The organism is Streptomyces sp. NBC_00385, from assembly GCF_035917155.1.
GTDB lineage: Bacteria > Actinomycetota > Actinomycetes > Streptomycetales > Streptomycetaceae > Streptomyces > Streptomyces poriferorum.
Window position 1 is genome coordinate 1,250,306 of record NZ_CP107951.1, and the last position, 24,439, is coordinate 1,274,744.

A 24,439-nucleotide genomic window follows, 5' to 3' on the forward strand; every position below is an offset into this window, starting at 1 on the left:
TCTTGGCCCGGCGTGCCATTCCGTGCTGTGATGCGGCCAGACTCAGAGCATCCGGCCCCCGTGGCCGGGCGTTCTCCACAGCTCGATGGCGCGCTCGGGGAGGGCAATGTGGCGGATACCGCCATGTCTGGTTCCGGAACGACAGCAGATGACGATCCGCCGCTCCAGACAGCGGTATGGCGGCTGCGGTCACGCGCCTGCTGGACGGACGCTGCGGCACTGCTCGAACACGACGCCGCCACCGACCCGGCCGCGGCGCTCCAGCGCACGGCGCTGCTGATCGAGCGGTGTCTCTACACCGGGCAGGGCTGGACCGAGGCGGAGGACGCGCTGCGCATCTCCGAAGCCATGGCCCAGGACGACGCCGAGCGGGGTGCCGCCGCCTGCGAGCGCGGCTATCTCGCCTACGCCTCGACCCTGCTCGGCGTACGGGACCGGGCCGACGAGGCACGCGTGGCGCTGAGCCGCGCCGCGGCGCTCCTGGCACCGGCGGCCCCGGGCCGCCCCCTGCTCGACTTCCGGCGGGGCCTGATCGCGCAGAACATCGCCGACTCGCCACAGGCCGCCCGCGCCGCGTACCGAAGGGCCCACGCGGGCGCCACCGCCCAGGGTGACGCGCTGCTGCTCTCGTCCACCTGGCGCCACCTGGCCCTGATCGCCCTGCGCGAGGGCGAGCTGGCGGAGGCCAGGCACGGCTTCGCGGAGTCCTTGCGGATAAGGGAGGAGCTGGGCTATCTGGTCGGTACGGCTCCGGCGCTCATCGCGATGGCGGACGCCGAGCCGGAGCCGGAGGCCGCCACCAGGCTGCGCGCCGAGGCGGGCCGGCTGTTCCGGCTGCTGGGCGGCGTGCCGACGTGGCTGGCGCCGCATCTGGACCCGCCGGGTCCGGAAACGGCCGAGGCGAACTGACGACGAGGCGCGCGGGTCCGGGGCCATGTCGGCGTCCCCGGGCCCGATGTCGCCCAGCGCGCCCCGGCTCAGCCGCCGGAGCCCGCGAAGTGTTCCCGTACGAGTGACTGCACGACGGCCAGGTCCTGGGCGATCAGCGCGTCCAGCAGGGCCGTGTGTTCCGACGCGTCCGCAAGCAGGTCGGCGCGGCGGGTGACGGGGTTGCCCTCCAGGGGCCACTGGGAACGGCGGTGCAGTTCGTCGGCCACCATCACCAGCTGGGCGTTGCCCGCCAGCGTGAGCACCGCTCTGTGGAAGGCCCGGTCGGCCTCCGCGTAGCTCGCCCGGTCACCGACGGCCGCCGCCGCGACGGTGGCGTCGGCCAGCGGGCGCAGGGCGCACCAGCCGGTCGGCGGGACGGTGCGGGCGAGCCGCAGCATGACGGGGACTTCGAGCAGCGCCCGGACCTCGGCCAGCTCGGCCAGCTCGCCCGGCCCGCGTTCGGCGACCCGGAAGCCGCGGTTCGGCACCACCTCGACGGCCCCTTCCACGGCCAGCTGCTGCATGGCCTCGCGCACGGGGGTGGCGGAGACCCCGAAGCGGGCGCCGAGCGCCGGGGCGGAGTAGACCTGCCCGGGGACCAGCTCGCCGTCGACGAGGGCGGCGCGCAGGGCGTCCAGGATCTGACCGCGTACGGAGTGCCGCTGCACCGCTGCCCGGGGAGCGGGCGCCTCGCTGTGGGTGTGCTCTCCGCGGGCCTGCTCGGGCACCCGGAGCGACGAGGAGGTGGACGCATGCCGCGCCCACACGTCGTCACGGGCTCTGCCCTGCTCCACGGATACCTCCTCGGCCGGTCGCGGGCGCGGCTCGCGTGCGCGGCGCCTCCTGTGCACGATAGGCGGAGGAGGCCGCAGTTCAAACATCGATCGCGTCGGGTAAGGTAAGGCTTACCTGCAAACGATCGCGATTCGGTGGTCCCTGCATGACCCTTCCCACTCTCCTTCCGGGCACGACGACCTCGGCGGTCACGGACGCGTACGCGCGTCTGGCCGAGGTCTTTCCCGGCCTGCGCGCCGAGGCGCTCAACGACGGTGAGCCGACCCCCGACGGCGCCGGCTGGGTGGGTGCCCACGAGCTGGCGGCCGGAGGAAGCGGACTCGACGCCTTCCTCGCCTGGGACGAGGCGCAGGTGCTGCGGGACTACGGGCAGTCGGCCCGGCCCGATGTGATCGCCGGTTTCGGACTCCACCGGTACGCCTGGCCGGCCTGTCTGCTGGTGACGGTGCCGTGGTTTCTGCACCGGCGGGTGCCCAGGATCCCGGTCGAGGACGTCGCCTTCCAGCGCGCGCTGGGCCATCTGACCGTACGGGTGAGGGAATTCGCCTGCCTGCCCGGCGACCCGGCTGCGGAGCTGCCCGGCGCGCGCGTGGTGGCGGACGAGGCCGCGCTGCGCGCCGAGGTACTCGCTTCCGTGGCCGAACACCTCGGCCCGGTGCTCGACGGCTTCGGCCCGCGGATGCGGCGCGGCAAGCGGGCCCTGTGGGGCATGGCCACGGACGAGATCGTCGAGGGCCTCTGGTACATCGCCCATCTCCTCGGTGAGGAGCGGCGCGCGATGGCCGAGCTGGAGGCGCTCCTGCCGGGCACCACGAAGCCGTACGTCGGCACCGCGGGCTTCCGTGAGCTGACCGGCCCGGACGGCGAGTCGCTGCCCACCCGGGACCGGGCGAGCTGCTGCATGTTCTACACGCTGCGGCCCGAGGACACCTGCGTCACCTGCCCGCGCACCTGCGATGCGGACCGGGTCCGGAAGCTGACGCCCGCCCCCTGAACCGTGCGGTGGATCAAGGTCGGACGGACCCTGATCCACACCGCCCGCAAGAGTGGCGCGACTCGAACACAACTCGCCTGCGACATACGGGTATTCGACCAGATCACGGTAATCCGTCGACTCTGCCACCCCATTGGCGTTCTCTTGCCCCGAAACCACCTGAACGCGAGGAAATCCCCGGCACGATGGCGGCCGAAACGCCCTATCGCAACGCAAGGGACCGCGCATGAGACTGACCGACATATCGCTTGACTGGCTGCTTCCGGCTGCCGTGCTGCTGGCGGGGGTCATGGCGGCGGTGGCGGTGGTCGCGCGCGGCAAGCGCGCCTCTGACACATCTGCAGCCGAAGACTCCTGGGAACGCAGCGAGGAACGGCGCAGACGCAAGGAAGCGCTCTACGCCACCGCTTCGTACGTTCTGCTGTTCTGCTGCGCGGCGGTCGCCGCCGCGCTCTCCTTCCACGGGCTCGTCGGCTTCGGCCGGCAGAACCTCGGCCTCTCCGGGGGCTGGGAGTACCTGGTTCCGTTCGGCCTCGACGGGGCGGCGATGTTCTGTTCCGTGCTCGCCGTACGCGAGGCCAGCCACGGCGACGCGGCGCTCGGCTCACGGCTGCTGGTGTGGACCTTCGCCGGTGCGGCCGCCTGGTTCAACTGGGTGCACGCACCCCGCGGTCTGGACCACGCGGGCGCCCCGCACTTCTTCGCGGGGATGTCGCTCTCGGCGGCCGTGCTCTTCGACCGGGCACTGAAGCAGACCCGGGTGGCCGCGCTGCGCGAGCAGGGCCTGGTGCCCCGTCCGCTGCCGCAGATCCGGATCGTACGGTGGCTGCGCGCACCCCGGGAGACCTTCGGTGCCTGGTCGCTGATGCTGCTCGAAGGCGTACGCACGCTGGACGAAGCGGTCGACGAGGTACGCGAGGACCGCCGGGAGAAGGAGCAGAACCGTCTCCGCAGGAGGGACCAGGAGAAGCTGGACCGGGCGCAGATCAAGGCCCTGAACCGGCAGAACCGGGCCTGGGGACGGGTCGGCCGGGGCGGCGCCCAGGTCGACGTCCAGGCCATCGCCCCCGCGACGGGCTCCGCGCAGTCCGTCGCGGAGCCCGCCATATCCGAGCCGGGTCAGCTGCCCCTGCGACCCCGGCCATCCCTGCAAGCCGTGAACGGCCCGAATTCCAGGGACGTACCGGAGCTGAACGCGACTGATCCGAGAACGGTCGACCTCACCGTCGAGGACGACACCCAAGCACTGCCCCGGCTCGACTCGCTGGAGCAGAAGCTGAAGGATCTGGAGCAGCAGTTCGGCTGATGCGGCGGCAGGCGGACCTGCGGGACCCGGCCCTGACGATCCGAGCGGATCGTCAGGGCCGTTCGCCGTCCAGTTCGAACCAGACCACTTTGCCCAGGGGGTCGGGCCGTATCCCCCAGGAGTCCGCGAGGCTCTCCACCAGGACGAGTCCCCGGCCGTGCGTACCGTCGTCGGCGTCCGGTACGTGCGACACGGGCATGTCCGGGACGAAGTCCCGTACCTCCACGCGCAGCCTCCGCGGTGCCACGCTCACGGCGACGACCGCTCCGTCGTCCGTGTGGACCAGCGCGTTGGTCACCAGCTCGCTGAGCAGCAGCTCGGCAACCTGCGCGGGCTCTTCCTTCCATCGATATCGCAGTAACTCCCGTACTGCGCCCCGCACTTCGGATACGGCCGCCACATCGGCACGGCCGACTCTGCGATGCAGCCGGGCCAGTTCCTGACGCTCCATCGTTTCCCCCGCCCACACAGTGAATCGCCCCCTGTTCTCGAAGGTGCTCACGCAATGCATGCCCCGCCTACGGGCTGTCACGCTTCCAGCGGGTCATGGGACGGGATTCCGGGCGGGGACGGACGGCCCGCGGTGGTCCGGAAATCAGGCCGGCTTGTAGTAATAGCCCACGCCACCACTGACGTTGTGCTCGATGCCGCTGCCGTTGAGAGTGAAGTTGGTCGCTTCGAGCGTCATGTAGCAGTAGCCGGGGTTGGCGCCGACGAGCTTCGGAGCGCTGACGTCGATACGGCTGCCACCGTTCGACGCGGAGGTCACCTCGGCCTCGTACGGGCAGGGGTTGTAGGGGAAGTCGGACAGGCGCACCCCGCCCTGGCGGGAAATGGTGATGGTGCCCGGCTGGCCCGGGTTGTACGTCTCACCCAGCTTCCAGGTACCCACGAACGACGCCGGGACGGTGCTGCCGCCGCCCGAGCCGCCCGTGGAGCCGGAGGTGCCGCCCGCACTCGTGGTGCCCGCACTCGTGCTGCCGGAACCGCTGGCGGAACCCGAGGTGCTGTCCGATGCGGTGCCTCCGGAACTCGTGCCGCCCGACGTGCCGCCGCCAGGGCTCCCCTCTCCTGTCGCTCCGGTGGCGCCACCGCCCGACGCGCCTCCGGAGCCGGAGCCGGAGCCACCCGAGGCCGCCGAGCCACCGTCCCCGTCCCGGCCGTCCCGGCCGTCCTTCCCGTCGTCGCCCGGCTTGTCCTTGCTGCGGGACACCTCGGGACTCCTGTCGCCCGCCGGGGACGCGCTGCCGGCCGGCGACGGCGAGCCGGGGGCCGAAGGGCTCGCCGACCCGGTGGCCGGCGGGGACGCCTGGGCGCCGCTGCCGCCGCCGAACGGCTGGAGCACGACGACCGTGCCGCCTCCGCCGGCCAGGACGACGACGAGAGGCACGGCCACGAACCAGCGCCGTCGCCGCTTGCGCCCGGGCTTCGGGCTGCCCTCCTCACCGGGGGAAACGGCCCCCGGCGCCTCTTCCTGCCCCCGGAGGTCGACGGTCGCACGGTCGGCCTCCTGCCGTATCGGGGCCGCCTCCGCGTCCAGCAGACGCGCCGAGCGGCGTGCGAGGTGGCCGACCACGGCGGCCGGCAGCCACGACTCCGCCGCGGCCTCGCGCCCCGGCTCGGCCAACAGGTCGTCCACGGAGGGCCGGTCGGCCGCCCGCTTGGCCAGGAGTCGTGCGATCAGGGTGCGCAAGCCCTCGTCATGGACCCGCGCGAGGTCGGGTTCCGCCTCGACGATGTGGTACATCACCGCATGCTGGTTGCTCACCCCGTCGCCGAACGGGAGCACACCGGTCGCCGCGTATGTCAGTACGCAGCCGAGGGTGAACACGTCGCTCTTCGGCCCCGCGGTCTCCCCGCGGATCTGCTCCGGGGCCATGAAGCCGGGCGAGCCGATCACCATGCCGGTGCTGGTGAGCAGCGACTCGACGGAGGTGCCGACGGCGCGTGCGATGCCGAAGTCGATGACCTTGGGACCCTCGACCGTGAGCATCACGTTCGACGGTTTGAGGTCGCGGTGGATGATGCCGGCGTCGTGGATGTCCTTGAGTGCGTGCAGCAGCCCGTCCGCGAGGGTGAGCACGGACGCGGCGGGCAGCGGCCCATGGCCCCGGACGACCTGTTCCAGGGAGAGGCCCGGGACGTAGCCCGTGGCGATCCACGGGGATTCGGCGTCGGGCTCCGCGTCCAGTACGGGTGCGGTGTAGCGCTCGTCCACCCGCCGTGCCGCGTCCACCTCGCGACGGAACCGGGCCCTGAACTGCGGGTCCGCGACGTGTTCCGCGTGCACCACTTTGACCGCGACCGTGCGGCCGCCCTCGGAACGGGCGAGGTAGACCCGGCCCATGCCTCCGGCGCCGAGCCGGCCGAGCAGCACGTAGGGCCCGATGCGGGGCGGGTCGGTCGCGGTCAGCGGCTTGATGCCGCCGTGCAGTTGGTCCTCGTGCTCGTGCTCGCCGGTCATCTTCCGAGCGCTCCCCGTGTGTCCCGCCGCGCGGTCCCGCGGGACCGCATCCGTATCCTGAATTACCCATGATCTGAAGCGACTTGGTGCAGCCGGCACTCAGTCTGGAGTACGACGCCCCAGGGTTGGAACCAGTTCCGGAGAAAATTCCGGAAGTAGTTCTAAGCTGTTACCCGCGCGCCGTGCAGGCCGTTTCCGATCCGCGAACCGGGGTGGCATCGATGAGTCCGAAGCAACAACGCGGCGAGGCCACCGCGCAACACGTCCTCGACTGCGCGCTGGACATCTACGCGTCGGACGGCGAGGCCGGACTCACCCTCGGCGCGATCACCTCGGCGGGCGGGGTCAGCGCGGGCAGCATCTACCACCACTTCGGCAGCCTCCAAGGGGTGGTGGTCGCACTGGCACAGTCCTGGCTCGGCCGCCTCCTCGACGAGCTGGTCGGGGAGCTGACGCGGTCGGAGGACGCACGCAGCGGCATCCATGCGGCCGTGCGGGCGTACCTGCGCTTCATCCAGGTCCACCCCGACGCGGCCCGGCTCATGCACTCCGTCACCGTGGACCGCGAGTTCACCGCACGCGCCCATCAGATCCGCGGTGCCCAGGAGGCCAGGCTGACCCCCGTCGCCACCTGGCTGCGGGCCCGCCAGGAGTCGGGGCAGCTCGTCGACCTGCCCCTGCCCGTAGTGGAGTCGCTGATCCTGGGCCCGGTGACGGGCATCGCGCGCCGCTGGCTCTCCGTCGGCGACATCGACATCGAGGAGGCGGCGCGGACGGTCCCGGACCGCATCTGGCGCTCCGTCAGTCCCTGAGCGCGCGTCAGTAGGGGACCGACCGCTCCTTCGAGCTGTCGCCGTCGGCCGTTGCCGACTGCATCAGCCTGCTCGCGCCCGGTGTCGGCCGGTGATCCTTCTCGGCGGCCACGGCGGACGCGGAGAGGAACGTCGCGGTGGCGAGGCTGCCCCAGAGGGCGGCCGGGCCGTGGGGCGCGAGAGCGGTGATGACGGCCGGGGAGACGGCGAGGCCGAAGCCCGTGGAGAGCTGGAAGCGCGCGAGGGTGCGCCCCAGGACGTGGGCCGGCGCGAGGGCCGTGACGAGCGCGGTGGCGCTGCCGGCGTAGACGATCTCACCGACGGTGCAGACCACGGAGACCGCGGCGACGGCCGGGGCACTCCAGCCAGGTCCCAGTGAGGTGGCCGCGAGGAAGCCGAGGTAGGACGCGGCGAGCACCACGCCGGCGAGGGCCAGCACGGAACGGCGGGGGAAGCGGGACATCAGGACGGTGACCGGAACCTGCAGGGTGACCACGAGCACCGTGTTCACCACGAAGATGGCCGCCGACCACACCGGGGACGCGTGCAACTGGGTCACCAGGACCAGGGGCAGCGCGATCTCGGGGACGTTGAGGCAGAAGACGTAGATCACGTTGGCTCCCAGCAGCACGCGCATGCGGGGCGGCGGCCCTTCGTCCCTCTCCTCGGCCGCCGTAGCGGCCGGACGGGCGTGCACATGGACGGACCACGCCAGGGCCGCCGCCGCGAGATAGGCGAGCCCCGTGACGGCTGCCAGCGCCTGCAAGGCGGTGGTGCCGCCCGCCAGGCACGCGGTGGCGAGGAGCGCGCCGGTGCCCAGGCCGGCGTTGCGCAGGGCGCGGCCTGCCGCGAGAGCGGCGTCGCGTTCCCGGCCGTGGGCGACCGTGGCCACGAGAGCCGCGTGGGCGGCCGGCCATGCCTGGTTGCCGATACCGAGGAAGAGTGCCGCCGCCGCGAAGAGCCGGACGTCTCCCGCCGGGGTCGCCATCAGCAGCGCCACGCCCAGCACCCGTACCAGCATCGACGCTGCCACGACCGTGCTGCGAGCACCCCGGTCCAGCCAGCGGCCGACCGCGGGCATGCAGACCAGGCCGACGACGACGCCGACCGTCATGGCGATGCCGGTGGCGGGCGCGGACAGCCTCAGCACGGTCACCCCGTAGAGCAGCAGAAAGGGCCGCAGCAGGCCGGTGCCGAGCGCGTCCACCGCCAGGGCGACGGCGTAGCGGGGGCCTCCGGAGGCCCGGACCAGGGCGCGCGGCTGGAGCTTGGTGGTGGTTGCCATGGCGTCAACGTTCGGTTCGAACCGCCTTACCCGGCCCGTCGGTTGACGGACATCGTCAACCGACGCCGTCCCCGGCCGCAGGGTCGGTGATGATGAGGGGGTGACGTTGAGGATCGACATCAGCGGCCCGCCCTCCGGACGACTGCGGTTCGCCGCCTCCCCGCTGGCCGAGCTGACCGCGATGCTGCATGTGCTGGCCGAACCCGGGCATCATCCGGGACTCGCCGGCTGGGCCGGGGATGTCCGGGCGGGGCTGCGGCCGGAACTGGCCGAGCGGCTCGGGGAGGCGGAGTTCCTCTGGCGTTCCTCACGAGCCGATTTCCTGGTCCCGGCGCACCCCCGGCCGACCCTCGCCGAGGAGCTGGACGACGTGGACCGGATCGACGACGAGACGTACGTGAGGTCCGCGCTCGTCACCACGTGCGGCAGCAACCGGGTCCGCTTCGGCGCGCCGTCGCCGCTCGCCGACGCGACCGCGCGCGAGCGTGCCCTGGACCTGGCCCAGGCCCGCGGCCCGCTTCAGGAGGCCTTCGCGGAACGGCTGCTCGCGGATCCGGCCGCCGTACGGGCGCGGGTGCGCCGCACCCTCGAACAGTGCGCCGACGCCTTCTTCGACGCCGCCTGGACGAGCGTCGCCGTGCGCATCGCCACCGACCTGCGGCTGAAGAACGACCTGCTGAAGCGCCAGGGCGCCGGGGCGGCACTCGCGTCGGTCTCCGACGCGGTCACCCTGGCCCCGGACGGCGACAGCATCATCGTGGACAAGCTGCAGGACAACGCGACCGCCGCCCATGGCGCCGGCACCACCTTCCTCCCCAGCGTCTTCGGCCACCCGCACCTGGTGGTGGTCCACGCGTCCGGGTGGCAGCCGGTGGTGCAGTACCCCGTGGCCGGGCCGAGCCCGGCCGAGCCGGTCCCGCTGGAAACCGTCACGCTCCGGCTGACGGCACTCGCGCATCCGGTACGGCTACGGCTGCTGCGCACCCTGGCCCGCGGCCCGCACACCACCGGCGAGCTGGCCCACGCCTGGGAGCTCTCGCCCCCGGAGGTGTCCCGCCACCTCGCCGTGCTGCGCCACGCCGGTCTGCTCACGGCGAGGCGGCGTGGCCGCTACGTGCACCACACCCTCGACCTGTCCGCGATGACGGCGCTGGGTACGGACCTGCTGTCGGCCGTGCTGCGCTGAACGGCTCGGTCCGCCGGAACGCGGTGTGTGCCGTCTCCTCGGTTAACTCCAGGAAAATTCACTCTTGTTGGCGTTGACGGGAGGGTATCTACGCGCGTCATCATGGTGGTTATGCGAATCCCCCCACGGATCACCACGCTCGGCGGCGTCGCCGCCCTCCTGTCCGTCCTCTTCGTCGGCGGGCCGGTCACGGCGACCGCGACCGCCGCCACCACCTCGGTCGGCAGCATCTGTTACTCCGCGCTGCCGTCCCAGGCCCACGACACCCTCGACCTCATCGACGCCGGCGGCCCCTTCCCGTACGACCAGGACGGGACCGTCTTCCAGAACCGTGAAGGCGTCCTGCCAGGACAGAGCACCGGGTACTACCACGAGTACACCGTGATCACCCCCGGCTCCCCGACCCGCGGCGCGCGACGCATCGTCACGGGCGAGGAGGTCCAGGAGGACTACTACACCGCCGACCACTACGAGACCTTCGACCTCGTCGACCACGGCTGCTGAGCCGCTCCCCCGGTCCGGTCCGCGCCGCGGCTTCCCACCCCCCACCCGCGGCGCGGATCACCGGGAGCGAGGTACTTGTACGCTCACCGCATGACCGTGACCTATGTGATCGACGGCTCCGAGGTCACCGGCCTGGAGCGCTTCTGGGACGTGATCGGCGAGGCGGTGAACGGGCCGGGCGGCTACTTCGGCCGGGGCCTCGACTCCTTCGCGGACTGCCTGAGAGGCGGGATGGGCACGCCGGACGACGGCGACTTCGTCATCGAGTGGCGGGACCACGCCCTGTCCGCACGCGCCCTGGCCCATGACGAGACCGCGCGCTTTCTCCGCGGCCTGTCCGGCCGCGCCCACCCGGGCAATCTGCCGCGGCTGCGACAGGAGCTCGCGCGGGCGGAGGCCGGCCTGGGGCCGACGCTCTTCGACCGGCTGCTGGAGATCATCCGGGACGAGACCGCCCCCGGCACCTTGCGACTGCTCTGAGGGCCACGGATGCGGTCGGCCGCGTCCGTGGCCCTCGGGGACCGGTCAGTACTGCGTGGAGACCTTCACTCCGCCGAAGTCCTGCACGGCGTAGAGGCTGATGTAGTTCGCTCCTTCCGCCGGGTTGTCGACCGTCAGCGTGTGGGCGTTGCCACTGCCGGTCGACCGTGAGGTGTAGGCACCCGTGGTGGCCCAGCCGTTGGCGTTGTAGTAAAGGTCGGCGTCGCCCGTACCGCCGCTCGTGGTGATGGTGAGCCGGGTGGTGCCGGCGGGCACGTAGAGGTACAGGTAGGAGTAGTTGCCCCGGGTGGCCTGGCGTCCGCTCCGGGCACAGTCCTCGCCGAGCTCCCGGACGTCACTCGCCGTGCACTCGGCCGTCGGATCGGTCGGCGGGTTGGTGGTGATGGTCCCGCAGCTGCCGGCCGCGCACGCCGTGAGCCAGGTGTTCCAGTCGGCGTCGTAACGGCTGCCGATGGTCGAGGTGAGCAGGGTGCGGGCACCGTTCCAGTCGCCGCCGCGGTAGCGGCCCAGGAGCGTGTCCACATCGGCGCGGTGCGACTGGAGCATGTAACGGACAGCCAGGTAGCCCCAGTTGTAGATGCGCGTCTGGTCGGCGTTCTCGTAGGTGGTGTCGAACAGGGAGCGCAGGGTGTAGGTGTGCGCGGCGGCCTGGGTGACGGCGTCGTCGTAGGTCACGTCACGGTACGAGTAGGAGACGTACTCCGCGAAGCCCTCGACCCACCAGATGGTCGGCGTGGTGAGGCCGTCCTCGAAGTCGCCGGACATGTTGAACCGGCCGTCGAGGTAGTGCGTGTACTCGTGGTTGAGGTTCCAGATCTGGAAGTCGGGGCGCACCCACTCGGCCTCGTAGGCGATGAAGCGCGGCTGGTTGCCTGCCGCTGCCGGGTCGCCCTCCAGGTACATGCCGCCGTTGTTGGTGTCGATGCCGTAGATGGCTCCGGCGTAGGTCTGGTAGTCGGTGCTCGAATCGAAGACGACCACCTCGATGGTGGTGTTCTTGTCGTTGGCGACCGGTCCGCTGTCGCGGGCGATCTGGTGGAAGTAGGCGTCCTGGCCCTTCAGGCTGGTGCAGGCCGCCGAGAGGTCGGACGAGGACATCTGCTGGGCGAGGATGCGGATGCTGTCGCTACAGGTGTACTCGACGGGAAGGACGGCGCTCTTGATGCGTGCCGCCAGGTCACAGGTTTTGTACGCCCCGCAGTTGGCCCGGTCGTAGTAGTCGGTCATCTCGGCGAGACCGACCCAGAGCGGTGCGGTGGGACCGGTCAGGGAGCTGCGGCCGAGCAGGTCGATGACGAGCGGGCGCGCCTTGGGCCGCAGTGACTCCTCCTGGAGGAAGCGCCCGAGCTCGCGCCCGGCATTGGAGGCCAGGTAGGAGCGGTCCGTGCCCAGCAGGTCGAGGTGGTCGCGGGCGAAGCCGGCGAGCGCGTCGAGCAGGCTGGGGTCGGCCTGGACGGCGCTGACGAACTCGGGCACCTGATGACCCCGGAAGGTCACCGTGTAGACGCTGTTGACGGCGTTCAGCATGTACCAGGAGCTGTCGTACGAGGAGTCGTAGTCGGCGAGCAGGCGCTTGACGACGTTGAGGTAGCGGGCGTTCTGTACGGCGCTGTCGATGAGGATGACGGCTTCGGAAAGGGTCTCCCCGTTGGCGTCCGTGACGTCGTAGGCGTGCGCGGAGCCGAAGAAGGCGTCGAGCCCGCTCTGGATGGCGGTGCGGAGCGCGTCGCCGTAGTCGCCGACGGTGGCGGGGTCGTAGTACTGCACGTAGTAACCGGCCCGGAGGAACAGCACCAGCTGGGGCATGCCGGTGCTGCTGTCACCCGGGTACGCGGCCGATCCGTCGCGCAGGGCGTAGGCGACGGTGACCATCTGGGCCTCGCGGAAGGCGAGGTAGCCGTCGTTGCCCTTGACCGTGAACAGGGTGTTGACGCAGTCCGTCGTCGACGACTTGATCTGCCGCACCAGGTCGCTGCCGGTGCGGCTGGTGAAGTCGGCGACGGAGCAGGCGGCGGCAGGGGCGATTCCGGCGGCCTTCGCGGCGGAGCGGGCCTTGGCCTTCATCGAGGGGGCCGGGTGGCTCGACGCGGTGGCACGCGGGTCGTCGTAGTCGCGCTTCAGCGCGTCCTCGGACGCGGTCTGCGGTGCCCGGTCGGCGGGCTTCAGGGCCGTGCCGCCCAGGTGGCCGGGGTCCTGGACGGGCGCGGTGAGTGCCTGCGCGGTGGGGCCGCCCGGCTCGGGCGCCCGGGGAGCAACGGCCTTGCCCGCGGCGGCAGTCGTAGTGACGGCAGCCGGTGCGGAGGTCCGGGGCTCGGCGGCCCGGCTCGGTGCGGCGAGCATGCCGACACCCAGACAGGCCGCCAGGGCCACGGTGGACAAGCCGGTGAATCTCTGTCGAACCGTACGGTTCTTCACGTGCCGCCTCCCAGCGGTGTGGTGCCGCGCGACGGTGCGCGGCGTGGGGGATGGCGCGGTCGGGGCCGGAGGGCCGGTCCACGGACCGGCGCCCATGACATGAGCACGACCTCAACCGCGGCCGTCTGTACAATGGCACATGTCACATGTTCTTTGGAAGGCGCTGGGCGCACATTCATCTGCGCGCCAACTCCCGTCCGCGGCGCTCTGCTTGCGGGCGATTCCGCTTCAGCCCGAGGAGTTCCGCTCGTGACCGAGCCCCGACTTCGCCCGCACACCGGCAGCCACGAGCTGCCGGTGTCCCCGGCCCTGGACACCTTCATGCGTACGGGCTGGGCCAAGGCCCGGCGCCCCGCCGGCGCCCGCGTCCCCGCCCACGCCCTCACACCGGCCCGCCGCGCCCGCGTCGCCGCACGGTTCCCGGGCGAGAGGCTCGTCGTTCCGGCCGGCTCCCCCGCCGTGCCGTCCCTCGACGCGGCCCACCGCTTCCGCCCGCACACCGCGTACGCCTGGCTCACCGGCCTCACCGGCGAGGAGCAGGCCGGCCATGTGCTGGTCCTGGAACCGGACGGGGACACGCGCCACGAGGCGGTCCTGTACATGAGACCCGGCTCGCCCCGCAGCGGCCAGGACTTCCACCGCGACCGCGGTCACGGGGAGTTCTGGGTGGGCCGCAGACCGGGCCTGGCCGAGGCCACCGCGCTCACCGGCATCCGCTGCGAGCACCGGGACGCGTGGGACAAGCTCCTGACGGGCACTCAGCCTCCGACCCGGGTCCTCACCGGCGTGGATCCGTCCGTCGACGCCTGGCTCGGGGACGCCCGCCGGCTGCCCGCCCTCCGGTCGGCGCCGGCCGGGCTCGACGCGGTGATCGACGAGCTCAGACTCGTCAAGGACTCATGGGAGCAAGCCCAGTTGCAGCGTGCCGTCGACGCGACGACCGCCGGATTCGAGGACGTCGTCCGTTCCCTCCCCCAGGCGATCGCCGGCCCACGGGGAGAGCGCCGGGTGGAAGGAGTCTTCGGACTGCGGGCCCGGCTGGAAGGCCACGGCCCCGGCTTTCCGACTGTCGCGGCCGCCGGAGACCACGCGTGCGTGCTGCGCCGGACCCGCAACGACGGCCCGCTGGAGCGCGGCCGGCTGCTGCTGCTGGACGCGGGCGTGGCGACCGATTCCCTCTACACGGCCGACATCACCCGCACGATCCCGCTGTCCGGCACCTTCACCCCCGTCCAGCGCACCGTGTACGAACTGGTGCTGGCCGCTCAGGACGCGGGCATCGCCGCGCTACGGCCGGGTGCCCGCTTCCACGCATTCCACGACGCCGCGATGCGGGTCATCGCCGAGGGCCTGCACGACTGGGGCGTACTCGCGGTCCCCGCGGAGGAAGCACTCGGCCCCGAGAGCGGCCTCCACCGCCGCTACACCCTGTGCGGCAGCGGCCACATGCTCGGCATGGACGTGCACGACTGCGCGCGGGCCCGCGCCGGGATCTACCCGGACGGGGTCCTGGAGGCGGGGCAGGTCCTGACCGTGGGGCCGGGGCTGTACCTCCGGCCGGACGACGAGACGCTGCCGCGTTCGCTCCGGGGCAACGGCGTCAGGATCGAGGACGACCTCGTGATCACCGGGGACGGCGCCCGCCTCATGTCGTCCGCGCTCCCCCGCACACCGGACGGCGTCGAGGCCTGGATGGCAGAGCTGCTGGACGGCTGAGCGCGCGAAGGCCGCCACCCCGGGCAGGGGGCAGGGGTGGCGGCCTTCGTCGCACGGTTCAGGGCTTTTCGTCGGCCCACAGCGAGCGGACATGCGACATATGGGCGAGCATGCAGGCCTCGGCCCCCGGCGCGTCCCCGGCGACCACCAGGTCCAGCAGCTGTACGTGCTCCTGCGCGGAGGCGATCAACTGGCCCGACTCCGCAAGGCGGTTCAGCCCGAACAGCCGGGATCGCTTGCGCAGTTCACCGACCTCCTCGACCAGCCGGCGGTTCCCGGCCAGCGCCAGCAGGGCGAGGTGGAAGCGGCGGTCCGCCTCCAGGTATCCCAGGATGTCGTGCCGCCGCGCGGCCTCGACGATCTCCAGCGCGACGGGCCGCAGCGCCTCCAACTCCCTTGTGAGGCCCATCCGGGCGATCCGGCCCACGGTGGGGACCTCGATCATGGCGCGGAGTTCGGTGAAGTCGTCGAGGTCCTGCTCGGTGAGTTCGGTGATCCGGAAGCCCTTGTTGCGGACGGCCTCGACCAGGCCCTCCCGGGCCAGGTCGAGCATCGCCTCACGGACGGGCGTCGCCGAGACCCCGAACTCGGAGGCGAGCGCGGGCGCGGAGTAGACGGTCCCGGGCTTCAGTTCGCCGGAGATGAGCGCCGCCCGCAGCGCGTGCGCCACCTGGTCGCGCAGATGCTCCTGGGCCGAGATCACGTTGAGCGACGTCAGGCGGGCCATGTCTGTTCCTCCAGGACCGTGCGGAGCCCAAGAATACAATGTGACGTTGCCCGGCCCGGACTCGACGGGTCACAGCAGGAACCCCTCGGGAAACGGGTCGGCCGGGTCGAGGAAGTACTGCGCGGTCCCCGTGATCCAGGCACGGCCCGTGACCGTGGGCACGACCGCGGGCAGCGGTCCCACGGTGGTCTCGGCGACGAGCCGGCCGGTGAACTCCGTACCGATGAAGGACTCGTTGACGAAGTCGGTGTCCAGGTCCAGTTCGCCGCGCGCGTGCAGCTGGGCCATGCGCGCGGAGGTACCGGTGCCGCACGGCGAACGGTCGAACCAGCCGGGGTGGATGGCCATGGCGTGCCGGGAGCGGACGGCGTCCGAGCCGGGGGCGATCAGCTGGACGTGCTTGAGCCCGTGGATGGCCGGGTCGAGCGGGTGGACCGGGCGGTCGGTGGCGTTGACCGCGTCCATCAGGGCGAGCCCGGCGGCCAGCAAGTCGTCCTTGCGCGACCGGTCGAACGGAAGGCCCAGGTCGTCCAGATGGACCATGGCGTAGAAGTTGCCTCCGTACGCGAGGTCGTACGGCACGACGCCGTGGCCGGGTACCTTCACGGTGAGCCCGAGTCCGGCGCTGAAGGCCGGCACATTGGTGAGCGTGACGGAGGTGGCGGCGCCGTCCTCCACCCGCACGTCGACGCTCACCAGCCCGGCGGGGGTGTCCAGCCGAACGGTGGTCACCGGTTCGGTGACCTCCACCATGCCGGTCTCCACCAGGACGGTGGCCACCCCGATGGTGCCGTGCCCGCACATCGGCAGACAGCCGGAGACCTCCATGAACAGGACCCCGAAGTCGGCGTCGGGGCGCGTCGGCGGCTGGAGCACGGCCCCGCTCATGGCGGCGTGGCCGCGCGGCTCGTACATCAGCAGGGTGCGCACCGCGTCCCGGTGCGCCATGAAGTGGGCGCGGCGCTCGGCCATGGTGGCGCCGGGCAGTGTGCCGATACCGCCGGTGATCACCCGGGTCGGCATGCCCTCGGTGTGCGAGTCGACGGCGTGGAAGATGTGACGCGTGCGCAAGGGTCCCCCTCGGTCGTCCGGCCGGTCCGGGACGACGCTCCGGCCGGCCGGTGTCTGCTGTGGCGATGAGTGGTGCGGGAGGGTCAGTCGAGGCCCTCGGCGAGGGCCTTCTCGGTGGCCGCGCGCACGGCGGCCAGGGAGGCGGCGTCGAGCGGTGTGCGCGGCGGCCGGGTGGGACCGCCGTGCCGGCCGACGATGTCCATCGACGCCTTGATGGCCTGGACGAACTCGGGCTTGGAGTCCCAGCGCAGCAGCGGGTGCAGCCGCCGGTACAGCGGCAGTGCCGTCTCCAGGTCCCCGGACACGGCGGCCCGGTACAGCGCGACACAGCCGGCGGGCAGCATGTTCGGGCAGCCCGCGATCCAGCCGACGGCTCCGGCGAGCGCGAGCTCCAGCAGCACGTCGTCGGCGCCGACCAGCAGGTCGAGACCCGGCGCCTCCTCGGCGATCTCGTAGGCCCTGCGGACGTCCCCGCTGAACTCCTTGACGGCGACGACGGAGCCCTCCGCGTGGAGCTGGGCGAGCAGCCGCGGTGTCAGGTCCACCTTGGTGTCGTACGGGTTGTTGTACGCGACGACCGGCAGGCCCGCCGAGGCGACCTCCGCGTAGTGCGCGCGGACCGCCACGTCGTCGCAGGCGTATCCGTTGGGCGGCAGCAGCAGGACGGAGCCGGCGCCCGCCTCGGCCGCCTGCTCGGCGCGGCGCCGCGACTGGGTGCTGTCGTACGCGGAGACGCCCGGCATCACCCTGGCGCCGTCCCCGGCCGCCTCGACGGCGACGCGCACGACCTCGTCACGCTCCTGGTCCGTGAGGGTCTGGTACTCCCCCAGTGAGCCGTTGGGCACCACCCCGTCGCAGCCCGCGGCGACGAGGTCGCGCACATGCGCGGCGTACGCGTCGAAGTCGATCGACCGGTCCTCGCGCAGGGTGAGCGGCGTGGCGACCATGACGCCCCGCCAGGGGCTGGTGCGTGCGGGCGTGTTCGTGGACATGGGACTCCTCGATAGATGGGGCGAAGGAAGGGGACGGCGACGGTGCGGGCGCGTTGCGCGGGCTCACGCGTCCTCGGGGCCGTCGGCACGGGCCAGTACGGACAGCGGAACCGGGCAGGCGAGCGGCCGGCGGTCGGGGCCTCCGGTGTCCGCGGCGCAGCCGGCGAGTTCGCGCACGGCGAATCCGCACGTCCGGCCCTGGCACCAGCCCATGCCTGCCCGCGTGAGCAGTTTGACCGTGCGGCTGTCCCCGGCACCGAGTTCCCCGACGGCGGTGCGGATCGCTCCGGTGGTGACCTCCTCGCACCGGCAGACCTCGGTGTCGGCCGCCGTCCAGTCGGTCCAGCCCGGACCGGGCCGGTGGACGGCGCCCATGAGGGCGGCGAACGCGCGCATCCGGCGCCGGGACCGGAGCAGCGCCGCGGCGCGGGGCGCGCCCGGGCCGCCGCGGGCGTCCGTGATCACGGAGCGGGCGGCGAGTTCGCCCTCGGTCAGGGCGAGATGGACGCCGCCGATGCCGCCGGTCTCGCCGGCGGCCCAGACTCCGGGCACGGAGGTGCGCAGTTCGTCGTCGAGCTCCAGCGCGGCCGAACCGTCCGCACCGCACCGAGTGGCGCAGCCGATCCCTACCGCGAGGTCGAGTTGGGGCACCAGGCCGTGGCCGACGGCCAGGACGTCGCAGTCGATGCGGCGCCCGGTCCCGGGCAGCGGGCGCCAGTCGCGGTCCACCCGGCTGACCGTGACACCCTCCACCCGGTCGGTGCCGTGCACGGCGGTGACCGCCCGGTGCGTCAGCGGCCGGATCCGGTGGCGGGCCAGCGCGGCGCCATGGCGGGCGCCTTCCGCGAGCCGCCCGGGGTTGGCGGCCAGCACCAGCGGCGCCCGTCCGTACGCCCCGTAGCCGGAGGCCTCCACCAGGGCGGGGACCCGGGCGCCCGCCCGGGCGAGGGAGACGGCGACGGCCTGCAGCAGGGGTCCGCTGCCGGCGACGACGATGCGGCGGCCCGGCAGCACCAGGCCCGACTTCAGCATGGCCTGTGCCCCGGCCGCTCCGACGACACCGGGCAGGGTCCAGCCGGGGAAGGGGAGTTGGCGCTCGTAGGAGCCGGTCGCGATCAGCAGGCGTCGTGCGTCGAGGGTGGTGGCCCCGTCGCGTCCGTCGGGCCCGGTGACCGCGTGCAGCGTCCAGTCGGCCCCGCTCCGCTCGACGGCCCAGACGTGGTGTCCGGTGAGGTGGCGGATCCGCCCCGCCGTGCGGTGCCGGCCGAGCCGCGCGGCAAGGGCGGCGAACTCCGCCCAGCCGTGGTGCAGTGCCTCGGGGCGGGTGGCGCCGAGGCCGGGCGCGGGGGCGCGGTAGTACTGGCCGCCCGGTGCGTCCGCGGCGTCGAGCAGGACCACGTCGAGTCCGCCGTCGGCCGCGGTGACGGCGGCGGCAAGACCGGCGGGGCCGGCGCCCACGACCGCGAGTTCGGTACGCTCCGGCCGCTCGGCGGCCCGGTCAGCGGACGGGGCCGGCATGTCCGTCCCCTTCCTGCGGGGTGACGACGTCGCCGGGGCGGGCGGGGAGCAGGCAGGCGCGCCGGTTGGGCTGCCCGTTGACGGTGGCCAGGCAGTCGAAGCAGGAACCGATCCCGCAGAAGGCGCCCCGCGGCCGTCCGTTCACCCGGGTGGTGCGCCAGGTGAGGACGGAGGCGGCCCAGAGGGCGGCCGCGATGCTCTGGCCCGGCAGGGCCCGGACCGGTTGTCCGTCGAAGGTGATCTCGAAGGCGGGGCCGGGACCGGCTCCGGCCAGGGCGGCCGGGGTCCGTCCGGCCGTGCGTATGCGGGGACGTCTCACCAGGGCTCCTGCTCAGTCGGCGGCCGGTCGGTCCGGACCGTCAGCGGGCATCTCGGGGCGTACGGCGTCACGGCGGCGGCCTCAGCTGCCGGGACCGGTTCGGGGCGCCGCGTCGAACCGGTCCGGGCGGAACGGCGCCGGGTCCAGGGCGGGTTCCTCCCCCCGGATCGCGGCGGTGACCAGCGCGGCGGTGGCGGGTGCGAGTCCGATCCCCGCGCCCTCGTGACCGCAGGCGTGGAAGAGTCCGGGCACCCGGCGGTCGGGCCCGATCGCCGGGAGGTGGTCGGGCAGGTAGGGGCGGAAGCCGTGGTAGGTCCGCAGCACCCGGGCGTCGGCCAGCACCGGGAAGAGCGCGGCCGCCGCCGTGGCCAGCCGGCTGACCACCGGAACGGACAACGTCCGGTCGAATCCCACGCGTTCGCGGCTGGCGCCGATGAGAACCGGCCCTGCCGGGGTGCCTTCCACCACGGGTGAGGTCTGCAGGGCGGCCGATGCGCTCGACACGTCGGCCACGTACTCCGCCGCGTACACCTTGTGCCGGATCAGCCGCGGCAGCGGCTCGGTCACCAGGACGAAGCCGCGCCGGGGAAGCACGGGCAGCTCCACCCCCGCCAGGGCCGCCAGTTCGCCGCCCCGTACACCCGTCGCGTTGACCACCGCGGGGGCGAGCAGATCGCCCCCGGTGGTCCGTACGCCACGCACCGCGCCCGTCGGTCCCCTCAGCACGGCCGTGACCGCCTGCCCGGGGTGGAGGCTCGCTCCGGCGTCGCGGGCCGCGCGGACGAGGTGGGCCGCCGCCAGGGCCGGCTGGACCTGGGCGTCCTGCGGATAGAGGAAGCCGCCGGCGAGCCCGGGCGCCAGGTGCGGTTCGAGCGCGTGCAGTTCATCCGCCGCCACCGCGGTGGCCCGCACCCCAGCCGCCAGCTGTCCGGAGGCGGTCGCGGTCAGGGCGGCCAGCGACTCGGGGCCCGCCGCGACGACCAGGCCGCCCTTCTGCTCGAACTCAATGGCAGGGGGCAGCACTTGCGCCAGCTCGCGCCAGAGCGCGGCGGACAGGAGCGCAAGGTCCAACTCCGGGCCGGGCACCTTGTCGGAGACCAGGAGGTTGCCCTCCCCCGCTCCGGTGGTGCCGCCGGCGACCGGTCCGCCGTCCACCACGGCGACGACAAGTCCGGACCGGGCGGCGTAGTACGCGCAGGCGGCACCGACCACTCCGGCACCGACGACGACCACGTCCAAAGGCTGTCTCGTGAACACGTCAGTAATATGTCACATTGCTCTGAGGTCGCCAAGGGGACGTCAGAGACCTTCCTTTGACGCCCCGTCAGCTATCCGTCCCGGCGCGCTACGGACGGGGCACGTTGCGCAGGTTGGACCGGGCCATCTGGACCATCCTTCCCACGCCGCCGTCCAGCACGATCTTGCTGGCGGAGAGCGCGAAACCGGTCACCATGTCCGCGCTGATCTTCGGCGGGATGGAGAGCGCGTTCGGGTCGGTGACGATGTCGACGAGGGCCGGGCCCTTGTGCTTGAACGCGTCCTTGAGGGCGCTCTCCAGCTGCTTGGGCTTCTCGACGCGGACGCCGTACGCCCCCGAGGCCCGCGCGACGGCCGCGAAGTCCGGGTTCTTGTTGGTCGTACCGAACGAAGGCAGTCCCCCGACCAGCATCTCCAGCTCGACCATGCCCAGCGAGGAGTTGTTGAACAGAACGACCTTCACCGGCAGGTCGTACTGGACGAGGGTCAGGAAGTCCCCCATCAGCATGGTGAACCCGCCGTCCCCGGACATCGACACGACCTGCCGGTTGCGGTCGGTGAACTGGGCGCCGATGGCCTGCGGCAGCGCGTTCGCCATCGAGCCGTGACTGAACGAACCGATCACCCGCCGCTTGCCGTTCGGCGTCAGATAGCGGGCCGCCCAGACGTTGCACATACCGGTGTCGACGGTGAAGACCGCGTCCTCGTCGGCGAGTTCGTCCAGGACCGAGGCCACGTACTCCGGATGGATCGGAACGTGCTTGTCGACCTTGCGGGTGTACGCGCTGATCACACCCTCCAGCGCGTCCGCGTGCTTCTTGAGCATCCGGTCGAGGAACTTGCGGTCGCTCTTGGCCTTCACCCGCGGCGTAAGACAGCGCAGGGTCTCGCGGACATCGCCCCAGACCGCGAGATCGAGCTTGGAACGGCGGCCCAGGTGCTCGGGGCGCACATCGACCTGGACGATCTTCACGTCGGTGGGGAGGAAGGCGTTGTACGGGAAGTCCGTGCCGAGCAGGATCAGCAGATCGCACTCGTTCGTGGCCTCGTACGCGGCGCCGTAGCCGAGCAGCCCGCTCATGCCGACGTCGTACGGGTTGTCGTACTGGATCCACTCCTTGCCGCGCAGCGCGTGGCCCACCGGGGCCTTCACCCGCTCGGCGAACTCCATCACCTCGGCGTGCGCGCCCGCCGTACCGCTGCCGCAGAACAGCGTCACCCGTTTGGCCTCGTCGACCATCCGGCAGAGCTTCTCGATCTCCCCATCGCCCGGACGCACGGAAGGCCGCGAGGTGACCAGGGCGTGCTCGACGGACTTCTCCGGCGCGGGCTGGGAGGCCACGTCGCCCGGCATCGAGACGACGGCGACGCCGCCCCGGCCGATCGCGTGCTGGATCGCCGTCTGCAGCAGCCTCGGCATCTGCTGCGGGTTGGAGATCATCTCGTTGTAGTGGCTGCACTCCTGGAAGAGCAGCTCCGGATGGGTCTCCTGGAAGTAGCCGAGGCCGATCTCGCTCGACGGGATGTGCGAGGCGAGCGCGAGGACCGGAGCCATGGAGCGGTGGGCGTCGTAGAGACCGTTGATGAGGTGCAGGTTGCCCGGTCCGCACGACCCGGCGCAGGCCGCCAGCTCGCCGGTGATCTGCGCCTCGGCACCGGCTGCGAACGCGGCCGTCTCCTCGTGCCGCACCTGGATCCAGTCCATGGCGGGATTGCGGCGGATCGCGTCGACGACGGGGTTGAGGCTGTCGCCGACCACCCCGTACAGGCGTTTGACGCCCGCCCGGGCGAGGATGTCGACGAACTGCTCCGACACGTTCTGCTTGGCCATGGGTGCGCACTCCCTCTGCCTGTGCTCCGTGCACGATCGGCTGTCCGGATCCCGGGGCGCGAAACCCCCGCCGGACGGGTTCTCCGGAGTCCATCAACCCATGGCCCGGGCGGTTACGCCTCCCAGACGCCGACCGCCGTCCGGTCGTCGGCGTACCCCTTCACCCGCAGCTGGGTGTCGGCCAGGAACGCGCCGAGGCCGGGCGCACCGGCCGGTGTCCAGCGCTCGGCGAGTTCCGCGGCGAGGGCCGGTTCGCCGCGCAACGGCTCGGCGAGGCCCGGGCTGCACAGCAGCAGGGTGTCGCCCGGCCGGGCGACCGACGCGCGGAAGCGGAACGGCTCGGCGGGCAGCGGGACCGGGTCCTCGACGTACGGGGCCGGGGCCGTGGTGACCCCCAGGTCCATGGTCAGCCGGTCGCCCCCGGGCCCGCTCTCGGGCACCGACGACCCGAAGCCGACCACGGCCTCGCCGGTGAGCGCGCCCTTCCGCGGCACGATCGGTTCGAGGTCGTGCCAACTGCCGTCCCGCAGCCGGAACAGCCCGCCGTCGCCCACCCCGAAGAAGACCCGGGTGCGGCATTCCGGGTCGGCGGAGAGCAGGAGGCAGCGCAGCCCCACCGTGTACTCGTGCGGTTCACGGCCGAGTTCGGCGGCGCGGGCGCGCAGCTTGCCGTAGCCGCGGTCGGTCAGCCGGTGCAGCCCGGACTTGAGGTCGCCGCGGCGGCCCGCTCTTATGTCGTCGGCGAGGCGGGCGTGGCTGCGTCCGACGGCTTCGGCGATCCAGCGGCAGGCGTCGGCCGCGGCCAGGTGCCCGCTCTCGGTGGACCGGGCGCCGCCTGCGACGGCGACCAGGACGAGCGCACCCTCCGCGGTGCCGAACCGTGTGGTCAGCAGCGCGTCGCGCCGGGGTTCGCCCCGGAACCGGGCGGAGTCGCCCCGCACGGAGGCGGCCCGCAGGGTGTACGTGCCGTACCGGGCGCCGTCGAGCACGGTGTCGGCGACGAGGCCGTCCAGTTCACGCGGGTCGCTCTCGGGCAGCGCGGTGGGCTCGGCGTCGTACGTGGGCGGTCGCGCGCCCACGTGGACGACCGGCGGGGGCGGCGCCTCGGGGACGGGGGCCGGTTCCGGGGCGGGTCCGGGCGGCGCGGTGTCGTGGGTCCGCTCGACGACCGGGCGCCTGGGCAGCGGCGGCACGGCCTCGTCCGGCTCGGCGGGCGGCCGGACCGTGACGGTGGGCACCCCGGCGGGCGCCGGCGGTTCAGGAGGCACGGGCGGCACGGCGGGGGCCGATGGCGCGGCCTCCGGCTCCGCCGGTACCGGAAGGCTCTGGGCGATGCGGGGATCGGCCGGAGCCCACTGTGGTTCCGGCGCGAGGACCGGGGACGGCGGCGGCGCGACGACCGGTGCCGGGGTGGGGGCGGACGACGGGGGCGGGGGCGGGGGTGGGGGTGCGCCCGCGAAGGTGCGGGGCCGGGGCGGGCCGGCCGGTGGCTCCCACGGGGCCCGTGCGGTCACCTCGGACGGCGGCGGGGCCGCAGCCGGGTCCGCCGTTCGGGTGACCGCGGAGGCTGCCGCCCTCGGTTCGGGCACCGCGGCGGCGGTCCCGTAAGCCTCACCGCCGTCGGATCCCACCGCGCCCGACGCCGAGTCGAAGCGGTCGTCGAGACTGTCGGCCGCCTGGCTCGCCCCGGCGTCCGGTGCGGAATCGTCGTACAGCCTGCGCCACCAGTCGTCCTCGTGGGCGGCGGGCCTCTCCCCCTGCTGACTCATGCCCTTATTGTCCACCGCGAAGGCCGTGCGAAAACGGGACATCCGGA

At 72.8% G+C, this 24,439-nt stretch carries 21 protein-coding genes; 8 read left to right on the plus strand and 13 right to left on the minus strand.

All coding sequences use genetic code 11. The features are described from left to right. Positions 1-123 precede the first annotated feature (123 nt). The gene (locus OG959_RS05455; RefSeq protein ID WP_326656957.1) at positions 124-909 is read left to right on the plus strand and encodes a hypothetical protein; all 786 of its coding nucleotides are present in this window, start codon (positions 124-126) and stop codon (positions 907-909) included. Positions 910-977: 68 nt separating this feature from the next. Here the strand turns inward: OG959_RS05455 and OG959_RS05460 are convergent, their stop codons facing one another. Beyond that, on the minus strand, positions 978-1,724 hold the full coding sequence (locus tag OG959_RS05460) for a GntR family transcriptional regulator (RefSeq protein WP_326656958.1): 747 nt from the start codon (positions 1,722-1,724) through the stop codon (positions 978-980). A 146-nt stretch (positions 1,725-1,870) separates the two neighbouring features. Here OG959_RS05460 and OG959_RS05465 point away from each other — a divergent pair, with 146 nt between their 5' ends. Both OG959_RS05465 and OG959_RS05470 read left to right on the plus strand, forming a co-directional pair. Then, complete coding sequence (locus OG959_RS05465) at positions 1,871-2,719, plus strand: (2Fe-2S)-binding protein (RefSeq protein WP_326656959.1); 849 nt, start codon at positions 1,871-1,873, stop codon at positions 2,717-2,719. Between the two features lie 226 nt (positions 2,720-2,945). Continuing rightward, positions 2,946-4,025 (plus strand): DUF2637 domain-containing protein, encoded by a 1,080-nt coding sequence (locus OG959_RS05470; RefSeq protein WP_326656960.1) that lies wholly within the window; start codon positions 2,946-2,948, stop codon positions 4,023-4,025. Positions 4,026-4,077: 52 nt separating this feature from the next. Here OG959_RS05470 and OG959_RS05475 read toward each other — a convergent pair whose 3' ends face one another. Continuing rightward, complete coding sequence (locus OG959_RS05475) at positions 4,078-4,476, minus strand: ATP-binding protein (protein WP_326656962.1); 399 nt, start codon at positions 4,474-4,476, stop codon at positions 4,078-4,080. A gap of 144 nt (positions 4,477-4,620) precedes the next feature. Beyond that, a complete protein-coding gene (locus OG959_RS05480) occupies positions 4,621-6,489 on the minus strand; it encodes a serine/threonine-protein kinase (RefSeq protein ID WP_326656963.1) in 1,869 nt (622 codons plus the stop codon). 221 nt (positions 6,490-6,710) lie between these two features. Between OG959_RS05480 and OG959_RS05485 the strand changes: the two genes are divergently transcribed. Continuing rightward, positions 6,711-7,301, plus strand: coding sequence for a TetR/AcrR family transcriptional regulator (locus OG959_RS05485; RefSeq protein ID WP_326656964.1), 591 nt, complete (start codon positions 6,711-6,713; stop codon positions 7,299-7,301). A gap of 7 nt (positions 7,302-7,308) precedes the next feature. On the opposite strand, the gene OG959_RS05490 is transcribed toward OG959_RS05485, so the two are convergent. Then, complete coding sequence (locus OG959_RS05490; protein WP_326656965.1) at positions 7,309-8,586, minus strand: MFS transporter; 1,278 nt, start codon at positions 8,584-8,586, stop codon at positions 7,309-7,311. Between the two features lie 100 nt (positions 8,587-8,686). Here OG959_RS05490 and OG959_RS05495 point away from each other — a divergent pair, with 100 nt between their 5' ends. The 3 genes from OG959_RS05495 (at position 8,687) to OG959_RS05505 (ending at position 10,756) form a co-directional block, all read left to right on the plus strand. Then, positions 8,687-9,772, plus strand: coding sequence for a helix-turn-helix domain-containing protein (locus tag OG959_RS05495; protein ID WP_326656967.1), 1,086 nt, complete (start codon positions 8,687-8,689; stop codon positions 9,770-9,772). Positions 9,773-9,883: 111 nt separating this feature from the next. Continuing rightward, positions 9,884-10,276 (plus strand): ribonuclease domain-containing protein, encoded by a 393-nt coding sequence (locus tag OG959_RS05500; protein ID WP_326656968.1) that lies wholly within the window; start codon positions 9,884-9,886, stop codon positions 10,274-10,276. A gap of 90 nt (positions 10,277-10,366) precedes the next feature. Further along, positions 10,367-10,756: a barstar family protein gene (locus OG959_RS05505; RefSeq protein WP_326656970.1), complete on the plus strand. Its 390-nt coding sequence runs from the start codon at positions 10,367-10,369 to the stop codon at positions 10,754-10,756. Between the two features lie 45 nt (positions 10,757-10,801). On the opposite strand, the gene OG959_RS05510 is transcribed toward OG959_RS05505, so the two are convergent. Further along, the gene (locus tag OG959_RS05510; RefSeq protein ID WP_326656972.1) at positions 10,802-13,192 is read right to left on the minus strand and encodes a M9 family metallopeptidase; all 2,391 of its coding nucleotides are present in this window, start codon (positions 13,190-13,192) and stop codon (positions 10,802-10,804) included. Positions 13,193-13,441: 249 nt separating this feature from the next. Between OG959_RS05510 and OG959_RS05515 the strand changes: the two genes are divergently transcribed. Continuing rightward, the gene (locus OG959_RS05515; protein WP_326656974.1) at positions 13,442-14,908 is read left to right on the plus strand and encodes an aminopeptidase P family protein; all 1,467 of its coding nucleotides are present in this window, start codon (positions 13,442-13,444) and stop codon (positions 14,906-14,908) included. A 58-nt stretch (positions 14,909-14,966) separates the two neighbouring features. Here the strand turns inward: OG959_RS05515 and OG959_RS05520 are convergent, their stop codons facing one another. The 8 genes from OG959_RS05520 to OG959_RS05555 all read right to left on the minus strand — a co-directional run bounded on the left by OG959_RS05520 (position 14,967) and on the right by OG959_RS05555 (position 24,392). Then, complete coding sequence (locus OG959_RS05520; protein WP_326656976.1) at positions 14,967-15,635, minus strand: GntR family transcriptional regulator; 669 nt, start codon at positions 15,633-15,635, stop codon at positions 14,967-14,969. Between the two features lie 69 nt (positions 15,636-15,704). Continuing rightward, positions 15,705-16,706: a proline racemase family protein gene (locus tag OG959_RS05525; protein WP_326656978.1), complete on the minus strand. Its 1,002-nt coding sequence runs from the start codon at positions 16,704-16,706 to the stop codon at positions 15,705-15,707. A gap of 83 nt (positions 16,707-16,789) precedes the next feature. Further along, positions 16,790-17,698 (minus strand): dihydrodipicolinate synthase family protein, encoded by a 909-nt coding sequence (locus OG959_RS05530; RefSeq protein WP_326656980.1) that lies wholly within the window; start codon positions 17,696-17,698, stop codon positions 16,790-16,792. A 63-nt stretch (positions 17,699-17,761) separates the two neighbouring features. After that, positions 17,762-19,216 (minus strand): FAD/NAD(P)-dependent oxidoreductase, encoded by a 1,455-nt coding sequence (locus OG959_RS05535; protein ID WP_326656981.1) that lies wholly within the window; start codon positions 19,214-19,216, stop codon positions 17,762-17,764. Next, complete coding sequence (locus OG959_RS05540; RefSeq protein WP_326656982.1) at positions 19,197-19,535, minus strand: (2Fe-2S)-binding protein; 339 nt, start codon at positions 19,533-19,535, stop codon at positions 19,197-19,199. Before OG959_RS05540 ends, OG959_RS05535 begins: the two co-directional genes overlap by 20 nt. Positions 19,536-19,616: 81 nt before the next feature. Beyond that, positions 19,617-20,792 (minus strand): NAD(P)/FAD-dependent oxidoreductase, encoded by a 1,176-nt coding sequence (locus OG959_RS05545; RefSeq protein ID WP_326656983.1) that lies wholly within the window; start codon positions 20,790-20,792, stop codon positions 19,617-19,619. Between the two features lie 88 nt (positions 20,793-20,880). After that, positions 20,881-22,623: a pyruvate dehydrogenase gene (locus OG959_RS05550; RefSeq protein WP_326656984.1), complete on the minus strand. Its 1,743-nt coding sequence runs from the start codon at positions 22,621-22,623 to the stop codon at positions 20,881-20,883. Between the two features lie 113 nt (positions 22,624-22,736). Next, positions 22,737-24,392: a protein phosphatase 2C domain-containing protein gene (locus tag OG959_RS05555; protein WP_326656986.1), complete on the minus strand. Its 1,656-nt coding sequence runs from the start codon at positions 24,390-24,392 to the stop codon at positions 22,737-22,739. Positions 24,393-24,439: the final 47 nt, after the last annotated feature.